Source organism: Nonomuraea sp. NPDC049504, from assembly GCF_040676845.1.
Classification (GTDB): Bacteria; Actinomycetota; Actinomycetes; order Streptosporangiales; family Streptosporangiaceae; genus Nonomuraea; species Nonomuraea salmonea.
On sequence record NZ_JBFAPT010000017.1, the window covers coordinates 120,772 to 140,772 of the forward strand.

At 71.8% G+C, this 20,001-nt stretch carries 19 protein-coding genes; 8 read left to right on the forward strand and 11 right to left on the reverse strand.

The genetic code is table 11. The annotated features are described in order from the left end of the window. The first annotated feature begins 13 nt into the window (after positions 1-13). Positions 14-1,711 (forward strand): signal peptide peptidase SppA, encoded by a 1,698-nt coding sequence (gene sppA, locus AB0K28_RS29905; protein ID WP_364376614.1) that lies wholly within the window; start codon positions 14-16, stop codon positions 1,709-1,711. A gap of 22 nt (positions 1,712-1,733) precedes the next feature. Here sppA and AB0K28_RS29910 read toward each other — a convergent pair whose 3' ends face one another. The 5 genes from AB0K28_RS29910 to AB0K28_RS29930 form a co-directional block, all read right to left on the reverse strand. Next, positions 1,734-2,192 carry a flavin reductase family protein gene (locus tag AB0K28_RS29910; RefSeq protein WP_345409381.1) on the reverse strand — a complete coding sequence of 153 codons (459 nt, stop codon included), beginning with the start codon at positions 2,190-2,192 and terminating at the stop codon, positions 1,734-1,736. Between the two features lie 97 nt (positions 2,193-2,289). Further along, a complete protein-coding gene (locus tag AB0K28_RS29915; RefSeq protein WP_364376617.1) occupies positions 2,290-3,216 on the reverse strand; it encodes an ABC transporter substrate-binding protein in 927 nt (308 codons plus the stop codon). Positions 3,217-3,254: 38 nt separating this feature from the next. Next, complete coding sequence (locus AB0K28_RS29920; RefSeq protein ID WP_364376620.1) at positions 3,255-3,947, reverse strand: ABC transporter permease; 693 nt, start codon at positions 3,945-3,947, stop codon at positions 3,255-3,257. Then, positions 3,944-4,624 carry an ABC transporter permease subunit gene (locus AB0K28_RS29925; RefSeq protein ID WP_345389378.1) on the reverse strand — a complete coding sequence of 227 codons (681 nt, stop codon included), beginning with the start codon at positions 4,622-4,624 and terminating at the stop codon, positions 3,944-3,946. The genes AB0K28_RS29920 and AB0K28_RS29925 overlap by 4 nt, the downstream gene beginning before the upstream one ends. Next, positions 4,617-5,675: an ATP-binding cassette domain-containing protein gene (locus AB0K28_RS29930; protein ID WP_345389380.1), complete on the reverse strand. Its 1,059-nt coding sequence runs from the start codon at positions 5,673-5,675 to the stop codon at positions 4,617-4,619. The genes AB0K28_RS29925 and AB0K28_RS29930 overlap by 8 nt, the downstream gene beginning before the upstream one ends. A gap of 313 nt (positions 5,676-5,988) precedes the next feature. Between AB0K28_RS29930 and AB0K28_RS29935 the strand changes: the two genes are divergently transcribed. Then, a complete protein-coding gene (locus AB0K28_RS29935) occupies positions 5,989-7,821 on the forward strand; it encodes a hypothetical protein (protein WP_364376624.1) in 1,833 nt (610 codons plus the stop codon). Between the two features lie 24 nt (positions 7,822-7,845). Here AB0K28_RS29935 and AB0K28_RS29940 read toward each other — a convergent pair whose 3' ends face one another. The 6 genes from AB0K28_RS29940 to AB0K28_RS29965 are packed head-to-tail and all read right to left on the reverse strand — an operon-like array spanning position 7,846 to position 14,119. Next, the gene (locus AB0K28_RS29940; RefSeq protein WP_364376627.1) at positions 7,846-9,003 is read right to left on the reverse strand and encodes a lipid-transfer protein; all 1,158 of its coding nucleotides are present in this window, start codon (positions 9,001-9,003) and stop codon (positions 7,846-7,848) included. Beyond that, complete coding sequence (locus tag AB0K28_RS29945) at positions 9,000-9,386, reverse strand: MaoC/PaaZ C-terminal domain-containing protein (protein ID WP_364376630.1); 387 nt, start codon at positions 9,384-9,386, stop codon at positions 9,000-9,002. The genes AB0K28_RS29940 and AB0K28_RS29945 overlap by 4 nt, the downstream gene beginning before the upstream one ends. Continuing rightward, positions 9,383-10,288, reverse strand: coding sequence for an OB-fold domain-containing protein (locus AB0K28_RS29950; RefSeq protein ID WP_364376633.1), 906 nt, complete (start codon positions 10,286-10,288; stop codon positions 9,383-9,385). Before AB0K28_RS29950 ends, AB0K28_RS29945 begins: the two co-directional genes overlap by 4 nt. Beyond that, the gene (locus tag AB0K28_RS29955) at positions 10,285-11,439 is read right to left on the reverse strand and encodes an acyl-CoA dehydrogenase family protein (protein WP_364376636.1); all 1,155 of its coding nucleotides are present in this window, start codon (positions 11,437-11,439) and stop codon (positions 10,285-10,287) included. Before AB0K28_RS29955 ends, AB0K28_RS29950 begins: the two co-directional genes overlap by 4 nt. Further along, positions 11,439-12,440 (reverse strand): acyl-CoA dehydrogenase family protein, encoded by a 1,002-nt coding sequence (locus AB0K28_RS29960; RefSeq protein ID WP_364376639.1) that lies wholly within the window; start codon positions 12,438-12,440, stop codon positions 11,439-11,441. The genes AB0K28_RS29955 and AB0K28_RS29960 overlap by 1 nt, the downstream gene beginning before the upstream one ends. A gap of 2 nt (positions 12,441-12,442) precedes the next feature. Then, positions 12,443-14,119: an AMP-binding protein gene (locus AB0K28_RS29965; protein ID WP_364376642.1), complete on the reverse strand. Its 1,677-nt coding sequence runs from the start codon at positions 14,117-14,119 to the stop codon at positions 12,443-12,445. A gap of 241 nt (positions 14,120-14,360) precedes the next feature. On the opposite strand from AB0K28_RS29965, the gene AB0K28_RS29970 reads away from it, so the two are divergent. The 6 genes from AB0K28_RS29970 (at position 14,361) to AB0K28_RS29995 (ending at position 19,971) form a co-directional block, all read left to right on the forward strand. Further along, positions 14,361-14,957: a TetR family transcriptional regulator gene (locus AB0K28_RS29970; RefSeq protein ID WP_364376837.1), complete on the forward strand. Its 597-nt coding sequence runs from the start codon at positions 14,361-14,363 to the stop codon at positions 14,955-14,957. Positions 14,958-15,018: 61 nt separating this feature from the next. Then, positions 15,019-16,008: a sigma-70 family RNA polymerase sigma factor gene (locus tag AB0K28_RS29975; RefSeq protein ID WP_364376645.1), complete on the forward strand. Its 990-nt coding sequence runs from the start codon at positions 15,019-15,021 to the stop codon at positions 16,006-16,008. Positions 16,009-16,050: 42 nt separating this feature from the next. Further along, positions 16,051-17,166 (forward strand): steroid 3-ketoacyl-CoA thiolase, encoded by a 1,116-nt coding sequence (locus tag AB0K28_RS29980; RefSeq protein WP_364376648.1) that lies wholly within the window; start codon positions 16,051-16,053, stop codon positions 17,164-17,166. Positions 17,167-17,227: 61 nt separating this feature from the next. Continuing rightward, positions 17,228-18,262 carry an MBL fold metallo-hydrolase gene (locus AB0K28_RS29985; RefSeq protein ID WP_364376651.1) on the forward strand — a complete coding sequence of 345 codons (1,035 nt, stop codon included), beginning with the start codon at positions 17,228-17,230 and terminating at the stop codon, positions 18,260-18,262. Between the two features lie 25 nt (positions 18,263-18,287). Next, entirely contained in the window at positions 18,288-18,968 is a 681-nt protein-coding gene (locus AB0K28_RS29990) for a FadR/GntR family transcriptional regulator (RefSeq protein ID WP_364376654.1), read from the forward strand. Positions 18,969-19,023: 55 nt separating this feature from the next. Then, positions 19,024-19,971: a DNA polymerase ligase N-terminal domain-containing protein gene (locus AB0K28_RS29995; RefSeq protein ID WP_364376657.1), complete on the forward strand. Its 948-nt coding sequence runs from the start codon at positions 19,024-19,026 to the stop codon at positions 19,969-19,971. Positions 19,972-20,001: the final 30 nt, after the last annotated feature.

The following is a 20,001-nucleotide window of genomic DNA, read 5'->3' on the forward strand; positions in this document are numbered from 1 at the left end:
TAGGGTGGCTTCTATGGACGCAGGCAAGGCGATCTTCGAAACCGTCGGCAAGCTCCGCCAGCGGCGTACGGCCCCGCTGGTGCTGGAGCTCGATCTGACCGAGGGCCTCACCGAGGGCCCGCCGTCCGATCCGCTCGCCGCGGTGCTGTCGATGCGCAAGCCGCGCCTGGCCGACATCCTGTCCGGGCTCAAGCGGGCCCGCCAGGATCCGAAGGTCAGGGCGCTGGTCGTGAAGGTCGGCGGCAACCCGCTGGGCCTCGCCATGGTGCAGGAGCTGCGCCAGGCGGTGATCAGGTTCCGGGCGTCGGGCAAGCTGACGGTCGCGTACGCGGAGACGTTCGGCGAGTTCGGCGGCGGCACCGTCCCCTACTACCTCGCCACCGCGTTCGAGCGCCTCTACCTGCAGCCGAGCGGCGACGTCGGGCTGACCGGCCTCGCCATGGAGCAGCGGTTCGTCAAGGGCGCGCTGACCAAGCTCGGCATCGGCTACGAGGCCGGCCAGCGGCACGAGTACAAGACGGCGGTCAACACCTTCACCCAGGACCACATGACCGAGGCCCACCGCGAGTCGGCGGCCCGCATCCTGGAGTCGGTGACCGAGACGGTCGTCGCGGGCATCGCCGACGGCCGCCGGCTCGACCCCGGCAAGGTGCGCGAGCTGATCGACCGCGGGCCGTTCACCTCCGCCGAGGCGAAGGAGGCGGGGCTGGTCGACGGGCTGGCCTACCGCGACGAGGTCTACGACGAGCTCAAGCGCGCCGCCGGCGAGGACGCCCACCTCCTGTACGTCTCCCGCTACGCCAAGGGCGCCTCCGTACGCAAGCTGCCCCAGCCCATGGCCGACGGCATCGCGCTCGTCCACGGCACCGGCATGATCAAGAGCGGCCGCAGCGGACGCAGCCCGCTCGGCGGCGGCGGCGCGATGGGCTCCGACACGATCAGCGCCTCGCTGCGCGCCGCCCGGCGGGACGAGCACGTCAAGGCCGTGGTGTTCCGGGTCGACAGCCCCGGCGGCTCCTACGTGGCCAGCGACACCGTCTGGCGCGAGGTCACGCTGACGAGCAAGGTCAAGCCGGTGATCGTGTCGATGGGCGACGTGGCGGCCTCGGGCGGCTACTTCGTGTCGATGGCCGCCGACGTGATCGTGGCGCAGCCGGGCACGCTGACCGGCTCGATCGGCGTCTACGGCGGCAAGGCGGTGCTGGCCGAGCTGCTGGAGAAGATCGGGGTCAACTCCGAGCTGCTGGCCGAGGGGGCCAACGCCGGGATGTTCTCCTCCTCGCGCGGCTTCTCGCCCGAGCAGTGGGAGCGGGTGAACGCCTGGCTCGACCGCATCTACGACGACTTCGTGGGCAAGGTGGCGCGCAGCCGCGACCTCAGCCCCGAGCGGGCGCACGAGCTGGCCAAGGGCCGCGTCTGGACGGGCGCCGACGCGCACGCCAACGGGCTGGTGGACGAGCTGGGCGGCCTCGAGGACGCGCTGGCGCTGGCCAGGAAGCGCACGGGGCTGGCCGACGACGCTCCCGTACGCACCTATCCCCGGCTCAACCCGCTCGAACGGCTGCGCGGGCCCGAGTCCAGCGAGGACAAGTCGGCGGCCCTGGCCAGGATCCGGCTCGACGCGTGGGGGCCGCTCGCGCGCCTCTCGGCCGAGCTGGGCCTGCCCGCCGGCGGCCCGCTCCTCCTGCCCTCGTGGTACCGGATCAGCTGATGCGGTCCCTCAAGGCAGGCTCTCAGCCGGTGGAGCGGTAGCGGCCGCGCAGGCGTACCAGCGGCTGCTTGGCGGCGTCGACGTAGTCGACGGCGAGGACGGCGGCGATGAAGATCGTGTGGTCGCCGGCCGCGACGACCTTGGTGGTCTCGGCCTCGACGGCGGCCACCCCGCCCTCGACGACCAGCGCCTCGGTGTGCGGTCCCCGGTGGTGCGGGGTGCCGGCGACGAGCAGGCGGGCGCTCGGCCGGCCCGCGGTGGCGAAGCGGCTGGCGACGGCCGCCTGCCCGGACGACAGCAGCGAGGCGGCCCAGCGGTCCTGCCGCAGCAGCACCTCGTTGAGGTAGCCGCGGCTGGCCAGGCTCACCAGCACCAGCGGCGGCTCCAGCGAGACCGACATCAGCGCCGACACGGTCGTGCCGATGTCGTCGCGCCCGTCGCGCGCGGTCACCACCGCCACGCCGGCCGCGAGCTGCGCCATCGCCTCCGTGAACAGCTCGCTCACCGCGCCGCCCGCCCCGGCGAGCAACTGGCCGGGCCTCCGCGCGTGCGGAGGCCCCTGACGTGAGTGACGGCGCTCAGGCGAGGCCGTTGCCGGTCAGCCATTCCTTGGCCACCGTAGCGGGCTCGTCCTTGTTGACCGAGATCTTCTGCATCATCTGCAGCAGCGAGTCGGTGGTCAGCTTGGCCGAGATGCCGTTCAGGGTGGTCTTGATCGTGTCGTCGGCGGACGCCTTGTGCAGCAGCGGGGTCACGTTCTGGGCGGCGAAGATGTTCTTGGTGTCCTCGAGCGGCACCAGGTCGTTCGTCGTCATCTTGGGGTCGGTGGTGAAGACGTTGCCGACCTGGATGGAGCCGTCCTTGAGCGCGTCGGCCGTGGTGGGGCCGGTCGGCTTCCACTCCTTGAACTCCAGCCCGTAGACCTCCTTGAAGCGCGACTCCCAGCGCTTCTTGAACTCGGGCGGAGCCCCCAGCACCATGTCCTTCGAGACCTTGGCGAGGTCTTCGATGGTGGTGAGCGACTGCTTGGCCTGGGTGTCCTTGGTGACCGAGAGGCTGTCCTTGTCCTCGGCGGGCGAGGAGTCGAGCACTTCGAGCTCGGCCGGCAGCTTCTGCTTGAGCGCCGCGTTCACCTCGTCGGTGGTCACCGAGGTGTCCTTGATGTCGACGAAGGCGAGCAGGTTGCCGTTGTACTCGGGGACGATCGTCAGGCCGCCGCTCTTGACCTGGTCGTAGACGACCTCGCGGCTGCCGATGCGCGGCTTCTCCTCCACCTGCACGCCCTTGGCCTCAAGCGCCTGGGCGTAGATGGAGGCGAGCAGCACGCTCTCGTCGAAGTCGAAGGAGCCGACGATCGCCTTGCCTCCCCCGCCGGAAGCCGAGCCGGAGGGGGCCGCGCTCGTCGTGTCGAGCGGGTTGCCCCCGGTGGAGCCACCCCCACCGCAGGCGGTCAGCGCGAGCATCGCCGACAGGAGCACCCCCGCGATGCCGTACGTGCGTCTCATGACTTTTCCCTTCTTAGCGGGAGGTTATACAGCAAAACCTAGCGAACCTTCAGGCGCCGGCTCACCCCCGGAGAGACCGCCACTCTCTGGGCGAGAGCGAACAGCACCTGCACAACGAGCGCGAACAGCACAATCAGTACGGAACCACCGACGACGCTCGCGTAATCCTTGGTCGCGAAACCGTCGATGACATAACGGCCGAGTCCCCCGAGCCCGGTGTACGCCGCGACCGTCGTGGTGGCCACGACCTGGATGGCCGACAACCGGCAGCCCAGCAGGATCAGCGGCAGCGCCACCGGCACCAGCACCCGCCCGAGCACCTGCCCGCCGCGCAGCCCCATCCCGTACGCGGCGTCGCGCAGCTCGGGATCGACCCCCTTGATCCCCTCGAAGGTGTTGACCAGGATCGGCGGCACCGACAGCAGGACCAGCGGGATGATCACCGGCCAGATGGAGGCGGTGCCCAGCAGCAGCACGAACATCACCAGCAGCCCCAGCGTGGGCAGCGCCCTGGCCAGGTTCGCGGTGACGACGACGAGCACCTCGCCCCGCCCGGTGTGGCCGATCAGCAGGCCGAGCGGCACCGCGATCACCGCCGCGAGCAGCAGCGCGAGCGCCGAGAACTCCAGGTGTTCGAGCAGGCGGGCGGGGATGCCGCCGGTGCCCGACCAGTTGGCCGGGTCGCCGAAGAAGTCGCCGAGCCAGCCGAAGAAGGAGGTCAGCCAGGTCACGACGCGGTCCCCTTCCGTGCGCGCACCCAGGGGGTCAGCAGTCGCTGGGCGAGGACCAGCAGGCCGTCGGCGACCAGCGCCAGCGCGACGATGAGCACGATGCCGGTGATGACCGGCGGCATGAACGGGTTCTGGTAGGCCCGGGTGAACAGGCCCCCGAGCCCGCCCTGCCCGATGAGCGCGCCCACGCTGACCAGGCTGATGCTGGAGACCGCGACCACCCGCAGGCCGGCCAGCACCACGGGCACCGCGATGGGCAGCTCGACCGCCAGCAGCCGGCGCAGCGGCGTGAAGCCCATGGCCACGGCCGACTGGCGGACGTGGTCGGGCACCGAGTCGAGGCCGTCGACCACGGCGGGGATGAGCACCGCCGTGCCGTAGAAGGCCAGCGGGATGATCACCGTGGTCTGCGACAGCCCGGTCACCGAGATCAGCAGCATGAAGACCGGCAGCGAAGGCAGCGCGTAGACGACGTTCATCAGCCCGGAGGTGGGCTGGTAGAGCCAGCGCCAGCGCGCGCAGGCCAGGCCCAGCGGCAGCGCCACGACCAGCGCGAGCAGGATCGGCATGAACGACATCACGAGGTGGTCGGTGAGCAGGTTGCTGATGCTGTCGACCCGGCCGGTGTCCCAGTTGCGCCCGATCCACTCCCACAGGGAGGGAGGACCGTCACCCATCTGCGGCCTCCGCCAGCGCCTCGTCGAGCGCCTGCCGGGTGGCCACGCCGGCCACCTTGCCGTCGGCGTCGAGCGCCACCGCGTAGCCGGACGGCGACAGCAGCGCGGCGTCGAGCGCGGTGCGCATGCTGTCGTGGCCGTGCCGGAAGGTGCCGAACGGCTCCAGCTCGCCGCCCGGCTCGCCGGTGCGCCAGCCCACCGGCGAGCCGTCGCCGGTCACGACCAGCAGCCAGGGCTCGGGTGACGCCGCCGTCGAGTCTTCGGGCACGGTCAGGTCCGTACGCAGCCGCAGCCCTTCGGTGGAGACGAACTGCAGCCGCCTGATGCCCCTGTCGTGGCCGAGGAACTCCTGGACGAAGTCGTCGGCCGGCGCGGCGAGCAGCGTCTTGGGGTCGGCGAGCTGGGCCAGCTTGCCGCCCACCCGCAGCACCGCCACCCGGTCGCCGAGCTTGATGGCCTCGTCGATGTCGTGGGTGACGAACACGATCGTCTTGTTCAGCTCGCTCTGCAGCCGCAGCAGCTCGTCCTGCAGGCTCGTACGGACGATGGGGTCGACCGCGCTGAACGGCTCGTCCATGAGCAGCACCGGCGGGTCGGCGGCCAGCGCCCGCGCCACGCCCACGCGCTGCTGCTGCCCGCCGGAGAGCTGGAACGGGTAGCGCTGGCTCAGCGCGGGGTCGAGCCCGACGCGTTCGAGCAGTTCCATGGCCCGGGAGCGGGCCTTCTTGCGGTCCCAGCCGAGCAGGTAGGGGACGGTCGCGACGTTGTCCACGATCTTGCGGTGGGGGAAGAGACCGGCCTGCTGGATGACGTAGCCGATGCCGCGCCGCAGCGTCGGCGGGTCGATGCCCTGCACCGGGACGCCGTCGAGGAGGATGCGGCCCTCCGAGGCGTCGATCATCCGGTTGATCATGCGCAGGGACGTCGTCTTTCCGCAGCCAGACGGGCCGACGAGCACGGTGATCTCGCCCGTGGGCGCCTCTAGGTCGAGGTGATCGACGGCTACCGTGCCATCGGCATAGCGTTTGGTGACGGATTCGAATGTGATCACGCGCGAACTCTCGCTTCGGGCTTCGGGAGGCAGCGCCGCAGCCCCCGTGCCACGACCGCCGCATGATCTGCTGGACCCACAGACTACGGTGACTCTGACCGGCCTGTCCTCCCGGGTTTTCCTGAAACGCTTCACTTGCCGCATCACAGAAAACCTGCGTAAAGACCGGATATTCCTGGCAATTCCGCATCTGGTAGTGCGCCGGACCACGCCAGTTGGCATGATTACCCTCACGCATCCTGACGCATCAGCTCACAACCTCCTGACGCGCCTCTCACCCCCCAGCGTCCGCATCCAGCAAGGGACCGGCCACGTGTCTCAGCCGCTCACCGATCAGCGCCAGCGCGCCGAACTGATCGCAGAGCTCTACGACCGCCACGCCGCCGGGCTGTTCGCGTACTGCGCCGACCAGCTCGGGGATCTCGGCGCGGCGTCCGACGTCCTGGCGTCCGTGCTCAACGGCGTCCCGGCCACCGCTCCGCCGCGTGCCGCGCTCTACGCGTTCGCGCGCCGCGAGATCCACCGCAGGGACATCGTCTACTCTCCCCCCACCGTCGACCCGCTCATCGACCCGGCCACCGCGCTCGTCGAGCGTTCCCTGCGCGAGCTGCGCCCGCACCAGCGCGAGGTGCTCGTGCTGTGCGCGGTGTGCGGGCTCAGCAAGGCCGAGCTGGCCTGGGTGCTCGACGTCGCGCCCGACACCGCCGAAGAGCTGGCGGTCGGAGCGGGACACCAGCTCAGGCAGGCATTGGGCACCGCGCTCGCCTCCACCGGGGCACGGCTGCCCAAGCCGATCGCCGACGTGTACGGCGCCCTGCGGGTCGCGCCGCTGCCCGACGTGCTGGGCCGCCTGCCGTGGCCGCAGCCGCCAGGTGCGCTGCGCATCCACTTCGCCGGCTCGCGCCCCGCCGCGCCCGGCCCGCTGTTCACCAAGCCGCGCTGGCCGAGCCCGCCCGTCTGGCCGCAGCCGCTGGCCGACGCCGACCCGGCCACCAGCACGGTGATCTTCCCGGCCGAGCTGCTGACGCCGCCCGCGACATCGCACCGGCCCGAGCACGACGCCACCACGGCGCCGATGCCGAAGCTGCGCGATCCGCTCAGGCCGCCGGGCGACGTGCTCGATCCCGGCGTGCCGCTGCGCGACCCGCTCGGCTCGACCCGCGCCTTCAAGGACCCGCGGGCCGGCCGAGGTCCGCTCGGCGGGTCCGCGCGTGATCCGCGCGACGCCGGCGACGTCCTCGCCTGGTCCGGTACGTCGGGCGGGCAGCCGGTCGAGCGGCCGTTCTACCTGGCCGAGCCCGAGCCCCACGCGGCCGACCCGTTCGCGACGGGTGACGTGATCCTGCCGAAGGACGCGCCCGATCCGTACATGACGGGTGACGTCCTCCTCCACAAGGGTCCTGCCCGGCCGGTCCCGCCGCCTCGGGGCGACCGGCGCCAGCCGTCGCTGGAGCCGCAGCCCACGCCGGAGGAGTTCCGCCGCCTGCCCGAGATGCCTTCAGGGGCGGCTCTGACGGACGAGCCGCTCCGCGAGCCCGCCGCGCCGCTGTTCAAGCCGCGCTCCCGCCCGTCCGAACGGCCCCAGAAGTCCGGCGGGACGGGCAAGCCGGGCCACCGCGCGACCGGCGGCAAGGCCCCGGACAGGCCGGCCAAGGGCAAGCCCGCGAGCGAGCCCGTCTACCGCCTGCCCGAGCGCCCCGCCACCCCTGAGCCCTCGGCCCAGCCCGCCCGCGAGACCCCGTGGAGCAGCGGCCAGAAGACCAGGACCGCGCAGGAATCCGCGCAGGAATCCGCGCAGGAACTCGGGCAGGAATCCGCGCGGGAACTCGGGCAGGACGCTCTTCGCGGGGCCGAGCGGCGGGGCGGGCGGCAGGCCGCGCGGGAGACCGGCTGGGAGGCCGGGCAGCGGGCCGGGCGGGAGGTCGGGCTGGAGGCGGGGTGGCAGGAGGCGTCGCTGATCGCGCCGCGTCCCGTACGCGCCCGTCCCGTCACCAAGCGCCGGCCCGAGGTGACCCCGCGCCCGCAGAAGCAGCGCCGCCGCAAGAACCGCCACTACGACTGGGTGTGGGAAGTGGTCGGCTTCCTGCTGTGCGTGGCGATCGCGATGATCGTCTTCTTCTCCATGCCGGTCTTCGTCAACCCCTGACCGCCCCAGGACGGTCAGGGGCGGTCAGCCGCCGGACAGGATCAGCCCGCTCGTCGGCACCCCTGTCCCGGCGGTGACGAGGACGTTGGCGACGTTCGGCACCTGGTTGGCGGCCGTCCCCCTGATCTGGCGGACGGCCTCGGCGATGCCGTTCATGCCGTGGATGTACGCCTCCCCGAGCTGCCCTCCATGCGGGTTGACCGGCAGCCGCCCGTCCAGCTCGATGCCCTCGTCCCGCACGAAGCCCGCCGCCTCGCCGCGCCCGCAGAAGCCCAGCTCCTCCAGCTGGGTCAGCACGAACGGGGTGAAGTGGTCGTACAGGATGGCCGTCTGGACGTCGGCCGGCGACAGCCCCGACTTCGCCCACAACTGGCGCCCGACGACGGACATCTCGGGCAGCCCGGTCATGTCATCGCGGTAGTAGCTGGTCATCATCATCTGCTCGGCCCCGGCCCCCTGCGCGGCGGCCGCGATCAGGACGGGCGACCTGCGCAGGTCGCGGGCCCGCTCGGCCGAGGTGACGACCAGGGCCACCGCGCCGTCGCTCTCCTGGCAGCAGTCGAGCAGGTGCAGCGGCTCCACGATCCACCGGGACGCCTGGTGCTCCTCCAAGGTGATCGGCCGGCCGTGGAACCAGGCGGCCGGGTTCGTGGCGGCGTGCCGGCGCATGGCCACCGCCACCCGGCCGAAGTCCTCGGAGGTGGCGCCGTACACGTGCTGGTAGCGGCGGGCGAACATGGCGACCCAGGCGGCGGGCGTCATCAGCCCGTACGGCACGTGCCAGCTCATCTCCAGCCCTTGCGAGGTGGGCTGCCCGCTCAGCCCCGAGTTGGGCTGCCCGAACCGGCGTCCTGAACGCTCGTTGAAGGCCCGGTAGCAGACCACCGTGCTCGCCATGCCCGTCGCCACCGCCATGGCCGCGTGCGCGACCGTGCCGCAGGCCGCGCCACCGCCGTACTCGACGCGGGAGAAGAAGGTCAGCTCGCCGATGCCGGTCTCCCTGGCCACGGCGATCTCCTGGTTGCTGTCCTGGGTGAAGGTGACCAGGCCGTCCACGTCGGAGGGCGACAGGCCCGCGTCGTCCAGCGCCGCCAGCACGGCCTCGGCGGCCAGGCGCAGCTCGGAACGTCCCGACCGCTTGCTGAACTCGGTGGCGCCGATGCCCGCGATGGCGGTGTTCACTGGCTCTCCCCCTGGAGGAACGTGACGGTCGCGGTGGCGTGGTCGCCGAGGCTCACCCGGCCGCGCACCCGCACGGCCGGCGCGCCGTCCGCGCCCTCGACGACCGTGCCGCTGAAGGTCAGCCGGTCCCCCGCGTACGCCGGCACGCCGAGCCGTACGTCGATGGCCTTGATCACCGCTCCGGGTCCCGCCCAGTCGGTGACGTACCGCTCGACCAGGCCCATCGTGGTCAGGATGTTGAGGAAGATGTCCTTCGAGCCCTGGGCGCGGGCCAGCGCCGTGTCGTGGTGGACGGGTGTGAAGTCCATCGTGGCGAGCGCCGTCGAGATCACCATGGTCGGCGTGAGCTCGATCGTCAGCTCGGGCAGCGTCGTCCCGATCATGCGGGCTCCCATCTCGGCAGCACCAGCTCGGCGTCCATCGCGTCGAACCGCACCCGTAACCGCATCCCGACCTCCACGTCCCCGGGCGGGCAGCCCACGACGTCGCCCACGACCCGTACGCCCTCCGGCAGCTCCACCACCCCCACCACGAACGGCGTCTCCCGTCCCGGCACCGGCGGATGGTGGTGCACGACGTAGCTGAACAGCACGCCCTCACCGCTCGCCACCGTGTGGCCCCGGTTGGCGGAGCGGCAGCGCGGGCAGAGCGGGCCCGGCGGGTGGCGCCGCTCCCCACAGTCGGCGCACGCCTGAATGCGCAGCTCGCCCTGCTTCGCGCCCTCCCAGAAGAACGCGGTGTCCTCGTTCACGGCCGGCCGCAGCGGGTACGGCTTGCGCTCCTCGGCCTGTTCCCTGTCCGGGGGGCGGAACTTGAGTACGCGGAACATCATCGTGGCGACCGGCTCGTCCTCGTCGGTGTACCAGGTGACGTTCCAGGTGGTGAAGTAGCCGGTGCCCAGTGCCGTGCGCTTCGGCCCGGCGAGCCCCGACAGCCGGGTGGTGGGGGTGAGCCGCTCGCCCACCCGTACGTAGCGGTGGTAGGTCTGCTCGCAGTTCGTCGCCACCACGCCCGTGTAGCCGGCGCGGTCGAGCGCGGCCAGCAGGTCGTCGACCGGCGAGCGGTCCCTGCCGCCCGGCCCGCGCATGGTCCACACCTGCGCCATCGCGGGCGGGGCCAGGCCGCGGTCGAGGTAGACGGGGTTCGTGTCGCCCATGGCGGTCAGCCAGTGCCGGATCATGGGGACGTTGACGGGGTCGTCGGCCGGCGTGCCGCGCACCTCGCCGAGCGCCGCCTGCTTGGCGGCCAGCTCGTGCAGCTCCTCGTCGCCGAGTACCGCGCTCATCGAGGCGGCCTCGGCAGGCTCAGGCCGAGCATGGCGATCAGCTCCCGCTGCACCTCGTTCACCCCGCCGCCGAAGGTCAGCACCACCGCCCCCTTGGTCGCGTGGTCGGTGCGCTCGATCAGCTCGGCCGTCTCGGGGTCGGCCGGGTCGCCGTACCTCGCCAGCACGTCCCCCACGATCCTGCCGACCTCCTGCATGCGCTCGGAGGCGTAGATCTTGGTCGCGGACGCGTCCGGCGCGCCCAGCCAGCCGAGGTCCATGTTGGCCGCGACCTGCCAGTTGAGCAGCTCGTTCGTACGGAACGCGGCCCACACCGCGGCCAGCGCCCGCCGCACGCCCGGCTCGGCGTCCAGCCCCGTGCGCCGCGCCCAGGCCAGGAACCTGTCGTAGGTCTGCCCGATGTTGCCCGCCGGGCCGAGCGTGACCCGCTCGTGGTTGAGCTGGTTGACGATGAGGTCCCAGCCGCGGTCCACCTCGCCCACCACCATGTCCACCGGCACGCGCACGTCGGAGTAATAGGTGGCGTTGGTGTGGTGGCGGCCGTCCATGGTGACGATCGGCGTCCACGAGAAGCCGGGGTCGTCGGTGGCGGCGATCATCATCGTGATGCCCTTGTGCCGCTTGGCCGTCGGGTTCGTGCGGGCGGCGAGCCAGATGTACTGGGCGTAGTGCGCGCCGCTGGTGAAGATCTTCTGGCCGTTGACGACGTAGTGGTCGCCGTCCAGCACCGCCGTCGTCCGCAGCGCGGCCAGGTCGGTGCCCGCCTCGGGCTCGCTGTAGCCGATCGCGAAGTGGCACTCGCCGGCCAGGATGCGGGGCAGGAAGAACTCCCTCTGCCGCTGGGTGCCGTACTGCATGAGCGTGGGGCCCACCGTCTGCACGGTGATGATCGGGTACGGCACTCCCGCGCGGGCGATCTCGTTGGCGAAGATCTGCTGCTCCAGGGGGCCGTAGCCGCCTCCTCCGTACTCCTTGGGCCAGCCGAGGCCGAGCTTGCCGTCCCTGCCGAGCAGGCGGCAGTGCTCCATGTACGCCTCGCCGAACGGATCATCGGCGATCTTGGCCCGGTCCTCGGCGGTCAGGCAGGAACCGAAGTACTCGCGCAGCTCGTCGCGGAGCCTGCGCTGCTCGGGGGTCAGGTCGATGAGCATCAGACGAGCGCTCCGATCAGGTCGAGCTGGGCGTCGGCGCCGCCGAGCAGGTGGGACAGGTGCTTGGCCTGGGCGAAGTAGCGGTGCAGCGGGTAGGTGACGTCGAGTCCGAGCCCGCCGTGCAGGTGCTGGCAGGTGTAGAGCGCCTCGACCGCCTCCCCCACCTGGTACGCCGCCAGCGCCAGGTCCTGCTCGGCCGGCAGCCCCTCGGCCAGCCGCCAGGCCGCCGACCACATCGCGACGTCGAGCGCCCGGCCCGCGATGTAGACGTCGGCGATCTGCATCGTCACGGCCTGGAACTCGGCCAGCGCCCGCCCGAACTGCCTGCGCTGCTTGATGTAGCCGGTCGTCAGCTCCAGCGCCCCCGCCAGCACCCCGCTCGCCTGGGCGGCGACGGCGGCCATGAACACCTGGACGGCGTCCCGCGCCCCCTCGGGCCCTGCCACGCGCTCGGCCGGAGTCGCGTCCAGCACGATCGTGGCGGCCGGCTCGCCGGTCGAGGTGTGCTCCGGCGTGCCCGCCTGGCTCTCCAGCAGGAACAGCCCCTCGTCCGCCGTCACCAGCACCCCGGCGCCGTCCGGATGGAGCACTCCCGTCTTGCGCCCGCTGACCTCCCACCGGCCGCTCACCTCGCGGGCGGTGGTGCGGGGCGGCTCGGCCAGGGGGACGCCGGGCTCGCGCAGGGCGAGGGTGAGCCGGGCGCCGGGCGGCGGCTGCCGGCCGGGGGCCGCGTGCCGGGCCATCAGCAGTTGGCCCGCGAGCACCGGCAGGGCGGGCACCGGGGCCGCGCGGGCGCCGACCTCGCGCAGCACCACGGCCATCTCCACCGGGCCGAGCCCCGCGCCGCCCGCCGCCTCGGGCACGCACACGCTGAGCAGCCCGGCCTGCCACAACCGCTCCTCGTCCCCTTCCTTCGACCCTTCCTTCGACCTCTCCATCGACAGGACATCGGCCGCCAGCTGCTTCAGCTCCCGCTGGGTTTCGTCCAGGTTGAAATCCACGTCTACGTCTCCAAGAGGTGTCGCCTGCCGTGCCGTACGAAGTCGTCCTCGATGCCCTCCACGTCCGCGTCGGTGAGCGGACGGAAGCCGTGCCGCGTGCGCCACCAGACGGGGTCGGCCGTGCGCCACGCCTCGCGGGCGAGGTGCCGCTTGATGACCTTGTGCGAGGGCGTCTGCGGCAGCTCGCGGGCGATGCGGACGTAGCGGGGCAGCGCCTTGACGCCCAGGTCACCGCGTCCGGCCAGGAAGGCCGCGAACGCCTCCGGGTCGAAGCCGCCCGCCAGCACCAGCGCCGCCATCACCTGATCCCCGGCCGCCGCGTCGGGCACCGGGTAGACCGCCGCCTCCACCACCCCGGCGAACTCGCGTAACACCGCCTCGATGGGCGCGACCGCGAGGTTCTCGCCGTCCACGCGCAGCCGTTCCGTGCCTCTTCCCGCGAAGAAGACGTGGCCGTCCGCGTCGGCGTAGGCCAGGTCGCCGGACCAGAACGCGCCGTCCCTGACCCGTTCCGCGTCCGCCTCCTGGTCGTTGTAGTAGCCGTCGAACAACCCGAGCCCTGCCGTGTTCACCAGCTCGCCGACCGCTTCCTCCGCGTTGAGCAGGCGGCCGTCCTCGATCCTGGCGGGCGGGCAGGGGCGGCCGGTGAACGGGTCGAGGATGTGGACGCCGTCGGGCAACCGGCCGAGGCAGCCCGGCGGGCCCGTGGGGTCGGGGGTGAGCGAGATGGCCGTCTCCGTCGATCCGAACGCGTCGATGACCCGGCACCCGAACCGCTCCCCGAACCGCCTGGTCGCCACCGCGCTGCCCTCGTTGCCGAACGCGATCCGCAGCGGGTTGTCGGCGTCGTCGGGGCGCTCCTCGGTGGCCAGCACATAGGAGAGCGCCTTGCCGACGTAGTGCAGGTACGTGGCGCCGTACCGTCTGACGTCGGGCAGCAGCCCCGTCGCCGAGAACCGCCGCCGCAACACCAGCCTCGCCCCCGACGCGACGGCCGGGGCGTAAGCGGCCATGAGCGCCCCCGAGTGGAACAGCGGCATCGAGCAGTAGACGGCGTCGTCGGGGCCGAGCATGGCCGCCAGACTGACCCCGGGCACAGCCAGCTTCCGCTGCGTGACCCGGACAGCGCGTGGCCGCCCCGACGTCCCCGAGGTGAAGATCAGCATCACCAGCTCGCCACCCTGCGGGTCAGCACGCTCGTGCCTGGCGGGCCGCTCATGGTCGGCAGAGGGCGGGTGCGGAGGCGTGTTCTGGGCGAGCGGCGAGCCCTGGGCGAAGGGCGAGCCCGTATGCGCGCCCGTGGCGAGCGGGCGGGACTCCACCCCCAGTTCCCTGGAGACCTCGGTGGCCAGGTTGGTGAAGGGGGTGTCGGCCAGGACCAAGGTGACGTCGGTGGCGCGGGCGTCGCGGATCAGCTCCGGGGCCGGGCGGGTGGGGTTGAGCGCCACCACCACGTGGCCGGCCAGCGCCGCGCCGCCGATGAGGAAAACCAGGTCGGGAACGTTCTCACTCAGCACACCGGCGTGCGTGCCGGGACCGTGCGCGGACAGGCGGGCGGCGGCCTCCTGACAGGCGATGACGTGCTCGCGCCACGTCCACACCCTGTCCTCGAACACGAGCCCGGGGCGGTCGTCGTGGGCGCGTGCGGTCAGCAGGGAGGCGAGCGTGTCCGCGGTCATCGCTCCTCCAGCAAGCGCTAGGTAAGCCGATTCGCAAACTAGAACAGATTCTAATGTCTGTCCAGCGGCCACCTATCTACATAAGGCCGGATATATCCGTGTAACGCCGGAGACATGGGCCTATAGGGCTGGTTTGTGACCCGCGAGTAACAAGCCGCGTCAAGAAGAAATCAGATAACGTGTTCTCATGCGTTCCACGCACGCCACCCCCGCGGCGCCCCCCAGCGACTCCGAGGGCACCATGGAAAACGGTTCCACCCCGGGCGGGCACAGCGTCCGCACCCGCAGCCAGCACCAACGCCGCAAGCGCATCGTCCAGGCCGCGGCGGCGCTGGCCTCACGCGGCGGTGTCGAGGCCATGCAGATGCGGACGGTGGCCGAGCGCGCGGGCGTGGCGCTTGGCACGCTCTATCGCTACTTTCCGTCCAAGATGGACCTCGTCGTCGCCGTCGTCGGCGAGGAGATCGACCTGCTGGAGAGCAGCATCGAGCGGCGCCCGCCGGGTGCCGCGACCCCCGCCAGCCGCGCGGTCGACGTGCTGATGCGGGCCACCAGGGGGCTCATGCGCGAGCCCGAGCTGGCCGACGCGCTCATCCGCTCCCTCATCATGGCCGAGGTCCAGACCCCCTTCGGCGACCGCATGACCGGCCTGCTGCTGCGCGTCTCCGCCGACGGCCTGACCCTGCAGGAGGCGAGCGAGGAACAGATCGACCTGGCCGGCTCCCTGGCCAGCGTCTGGGTCCAGGAACTGCTGGAGATGCTGCGCGGCCGCCGCACGTACGACCAGATCCAACGCCGCATCGAAACGGCCGCCACCCGCCTCCTCGCCGACATCTGACCCGCACCCCCGGAAAGGTGTTCGCGGGATTCTGTCGGTGGCGGGGGCTATACAAGGGGGTATGACCGACAAGCCGACGAGCGAGGACTTCCTCCGCCAGGCTGATCCCATGCGGCGCGAGCTGCTCGCGCACTGCTATCGCATGATGGGTTCGGTGCACGACGCCGAAGATCTCGTGCAGGAGACCTACCTGCGCGCGTGGAAGGCGTACGAGGGCTTCGAGGGGCGTTCGTCCCTGCGCACGTGGCTCTACCGCATCGCGACCACCACGTGCCTGACGGCGCTCGACAGCCGTTCCAGGCGCCCCCTGCCGACCGGGCTCGGCGCTCCCAGCCAAGAGGCCGCCGCGCCGCTCGCCCGCGACGACGAGGTGCCCTGGCTGGAGCCCGCGCCCGACGCCCTGACGGGCGCCGGCGCCGACGACCCGGCCGCGATCGTGACCTCGCGCGAGAGCATCAGGCTCGCGCTGATCGCCGCGCTGCAGCACCTCCCGCCCCGCCAGCGCGCGGTGCTGGTCCTGCGCGACGTGCTCAGGTGGAAGGCCGCCGAGGTGGCCGAGGCGGTCGGGGTCTCGACGGCGGCGGTCAACAGCCTGCTGCAGCGGGCCCGCGCCCAGCTCGACGAGGTGGCGCCGAGCATCGACGACCCGGTCGAGCCGCTGACGTCCGAGCAGCGCGACCTGCTCGACCGCTACGTCGCCGCGTTCGAGAACTACGACGTCGACGGCCTGGTCCACCTGTTCACCGAGGACGCGGTGTGGGAGATGCCGCCGTTCACCGGCTGGTACCAAGGGCCCGAGTCGATCGCCGAGCTCACCAGGACGCAGTGCCCGGCAGAGCGCGCGGGTGATCTGCGGCTGGTCCCGGTCGCGGCGAACGGCCAGCCGGCGTTCGCCGTCTATCACCGCAAGGACGGCGTCTACGGCCAGTTCGCCATCATGGTGCTCACCTTGTCGGGCGACCGGGTCAGCCACGTCGGCATGTTCTTCGAGGAGCAGCTGTTCGAGACGTTCGGCCTGCCGCCGAAGTGGGAGGGTTCCGCAACCAAGTAGAACCAGTTACAGTCGCGCCAGAGCTTAATTCTGGAGGCGGCTATGGGCACACCCGTGATCGTCGAGGCCGTACGCACACCGATCGGCAAGCGGGCCGGCTGGCTGGCGGAGCTGAAACCGCAACAGGTTCTGGCCACGGCGCTGAACGGGCTCGTCGATCGGGCGGGCATCGACCCGGCGATCGTCGAGCAGGTGTTCACCGGCTGCGTGACGCAGGCGGGCGAGCAGGGCGGCCACGTCGGGCGGCACGCCTGGCTCTATGCCGGGCTGCCGTACCAGACGGGTGTCACCACCGTCGACGCCCAGTGCGGCTCGTCGCAGCAGGCGGTGCACCTCGCGGCGGCGCTGATCGGCGCGGGCGTGATCGAGGCGGGCGTCGGCTGCGGCGTCGAGGTCATGAGCCGGGCGCCGCTGGGCAGCAACGTGCGCCCCGCCAAGCCGCGCCCCGACGACTGGACCATCGACCTGCCCGACCAGTTCACGGCGGCCGAGCGCATCGCCGAAAGGCGCGGGCTGACGCGTGAGCGGCTCGACTGGTTCGGGGCGCGTTCGCAGCGGCTGGCGGCCAAGGCGTGGGCCGACGGGCGGTTCGAGCGGGAGATCGTGCCGGTCGGCGACGTCCGCAGGGACCAGGGCCTGCGCGAGACCACCGTCGAGGGGCTGGCCGCGCTGAGGCCGGTGGTGGAGGGCGGCCTGCACACGGCCGGCACGTCCTCGCAGATCTCCGACGGCGCGGCGGCCGTGCTGGTGATGAGCGAGACGGCGGCGCGGCGGCACGGCCTGCAGCCCAGGGCCCGTATCCTGGCGCAGGCGCTGGTGGGGGCGGAGCCGTACTTCCACCTCGACGGGCCGGTGGCGGCGACGGCCAAGGCGCTCGCGTCGGCCGGGATGACGACCGGCGACATCGACAGGTTCGAGGTGAACGAGGCGTTCGCGTCGGTTGTGCTGTCGTGGGCGAGCGTGCACGAGCCCGACTTCGACCGGGTCAACGTCAACGGCGGCGCGATCGCGCTCGGCCACCCCGTGGGCGCGACGGGCGCCCGGCTCATCACCACGGCGCTGCACGAGCTCGAACGCTCCGATTCCAGCACCGCACTCGTCTCGATGTGCGCGGGCGGCGCGCTGGCCACCGCCACCATCCTGGAACGCATCGGCTGAACGGGTATCCGGGCCTCGCAGCAGGCGCTCTTACCCACGAACCACCACGAATCGGGGGCACATGAAGACCAGGCGCAGACCGTACGCTGAGCAGCGTCCGCAGGATCTCGGCGGCGGCGTGTGGAGCGTGCCGGTGCCGATTCCCGGCAACCCGCTCGGCTACACGCTCGTCTACGCGGTCGAGTCGCCCAGGGGCCCGGTGCTGATCGACGCCGGCTGGAACCACCCCGACGCGTGGGACGCGCTCACCGGCGGCCTGGCCGCGCTCGGCATCGACGTGAGCACGGTGAGCGGGGTGGTCGTCACCCATTTCCATCCCGACCACGCCGGGCTCGCCGGGCAGGTGCGCGAGGCGTCCGGCGGCTGGATCGCCATGCATGAGGACGACGCGGCGCTGGTCAGGCTCATGACCGAGTACGCGGCCGGCGAGCACGACGACTTCCAGAGCGACATGCTGCGCCGCGCGGGAGCCGACCCCGGCGAGGCCCGGCAGGTCATGGGCACCAGGCCCGCGCCGCCCGCCCTGCCCGACCGCGAGCTGCGGGACGGCGACCTGGTGGACCTGCCGGGCCGCAAGCTGCGGGCGTTCCACACGCCCGGCCACACACCAGGACACATCTGCCTGCATCTGGAGGACGCGGACCGGCTGTTCACCGGTGACCACGTCCTGCCCGACATCACCCCGCACGTCGGGATCTATCCGTACGATCGCGACGACGTCGATCCGCTCAGCGACTTCCTGAACTCGCTGGACCGGATCGGCGATCTCTCGGCGGCCAGTGGCCCACTCGACGCTCTCCCCGCCCATGAGTGGATATTTCCGGATGTTGCGGCGCGTGCTGCCGAGATCCGCCACCATCACGAGGAGAAACTCGAACGGCTGCGCGCCCTCCTGGCCAGGCAGGCGCAGCCGCTGACCATCTGGGAGGTCGCCGCGATGATGACGTGGAAGCGGCCGTGGGACGAACTGCCCCCGGTCCTGAGGGGCATGGCGGCCGGTGAGGCCGCGGCCCATCTGCGTACGCTGGAGGCGCGCGGTCAGGTTCGTCGCCACGCGGGGGTCGATCCGGTCCGCTTCCAGGCTCTAGACTCCTAGACATCCGATGTCTAGGGAGAAGAGCGTGGCGGTCACCGACGCGGCCATCGACAAGATCAAGCAGATGATCGTCTCCGGCGAGCTGGCGCCAGGAGACCGCCTGCCCAAGGAGGCCGACCTGGCCGAACGGCTCGGCCTCTCACGCAACTCGCTGCGCGAGGCCGTCAGGGCGCTGTCGCTCATCAACGTCCTCGACGTACGCCAGGGCGACGGCACGTACGTCACCAGCCTCGAGCCGCGGCTGCTGCTCGACACCATGTCGTTCGTGCTCGACCTGCACCGCGACGACACCGTGCTGCAGTTCTTCGAGGTCCGGCGCATCCTCGAGCCGGCCGCCACCGCGATGGCCGCAGAACAGATGACCGACGCCGACGTCGCGGAGCTGCGGGTGATCCTCGACAAGCTGCCCGAGCGGCCGACGGTCGAGGAGCTGGTGGCCAACGACCTCGAGTTCCACCACCGCATCGCGCAGGGCTCGGGCAACAGCGTGCTGTGCTCGTTCATCGAGAGCCTGTCGGGGCCGACCACCCGGGCCAGGATCTGGCGCGGCCTCACCCAGGAGGGCGCGATGGACAAGACCCGCGAGCAGCACAGCGCGATCTACGAGGCCATCGCCTCCCGTCAGGCCGACGTGGCACGCTCGTGGGCGACCGTGCACGTCGCGGGGGTCGAGGCGTGGCTGCGGCGAGCTCTGGACATGGACTGACACATCGGAGGATTAGCCGCGATCAGGCTGCGTGGCAGCGGGTAGTACCGGTTCTGTGCCCGACAAACTGACGCAGTATCGGAGCAAACGCGCCCCCGGCCGCACGCCTGAGCCCATCCCCGATGCCCCCTCCGGCACCCCCGGCGGCAACGCGTTCGTCATCCAGGAGCACCACGCCCGGTCCCTGCACTGGGACCTGCGGCTCGAACGCGACGGCGTGCTCGTCTCGTGGGCGGTGCCCAAGGGGCTGCCCGCCGACCCGGACACCAACCATCTCGCCGTGCACACCGAGGACCATCCCATGGAGTACCTCACCTTCCACGGCGAGATCCCCAAGGGCGAGTACGGCGGCGGCTCCATGACCGTCTGGGACACCGGCACGTACGAGACCGAGAAGTGGTCGGACCGCGAGGTCAAGGTCGTGCTGAACGGCGAGCGGGCCTCCGGCCGGTTCGTGCTGTTCCGTACCCGGGGCAAGAACTGGATGATCCACCGGATGGGCTCGGCCGTCCGCGACCCGTTCCCCGGCCTCGCCCCCATGGAGCCGACCCCGCGTTCCCGGCCGCCCAGGGACGTCTCGGCGTACGCCTTCGAGTTCGCCTGGGGCGGGCGGCGGCTGCTCGTGCCGATCGACGGCGGGCGTACCGAGGCGGCCGGCGAGCACCCCTGGCTGCGGGGGCTGGCCGAGTCGTTCGGCAGCCGCACGGCGGTGCTGGACGGCGAGCTGGTCACGCTCGGCGGCGCGGAGCTGCTCGTCTTCTACGACCTCCTGTACGACGACGGCCACACGCTCACCGGCGAGCCCTACACCGTGCGGCGCGCCGCTTTGGAGGCGCTCGATCTGACCGGCGCCCACTGGCAGACCGCCCCATCGTGGCCCGGCGACCTGGCCCCGGTCCGCCAGGCCGCCCGCGACCAGGGCCTGCCAGGCGTGGTGGCCAAACGCCTCGACTCCCCGTACGAACCGGGCCCGTCGAAACACTGGCTCTTCCTGAAGTCCTGACCGAGAGCCCGCGCCTTGCCCTGGCCGGAA